1 protein-coding gene is annotated in these 312 nt (G+C 62.5%); it reads right to left on the reverse strand.

Annotated features, from left to right (window positions below):
• A partial coding sequence (locus tag QM609_RS29165; protein WP_283337663.1) for an Ig-like domain-containing protein occupies positions 1 to 289 on the reverse strand: 289 nt, incomplete at its 3' end.
• Positions 290 to 312 lie beyond the last annotated feature (23 nt).

Genomic DNA, 312 nt, shown 5'->3' on the forward strand with positions numbered 1-312 from the left:
TACCCACAGCATTCGAGGGAGCCACGGTAGCGGTCAGATCAACCGCAGTACCCGTGATCGCCGTCGCCGGAACCGAGAGCGACGTCGTGGTCTCCACATCCACCGGAGCCGGATCGGAGACCGTCACCGTCTGAGCCGACGCCGAGGAGCTGACAAAGCCAGCACCGGCGGTGAAGTCAGCCGTAACACTCTGCGCACCAGCAGCATCGAACGAATGGCTCAATGTCGCAACACCACCAGTCACCGTGACCGGAGTGCCGATTGCCGTGCCGTTCGACTTGAACTGCACCGTACCCACAGCATTCGAGGGAG

The sequence above is a fragment of the Rhodococcus sp. IEGM 1302 genome (assembly GCF_030056935.1).
GTDB classification, from domain to species: Bacteria; Actinomycetota; Actinomycetes; order Mycobacteriales; family Mycobacteriaceae; genus Rhodococcus_F; species Rhodococcus_F qingshengii.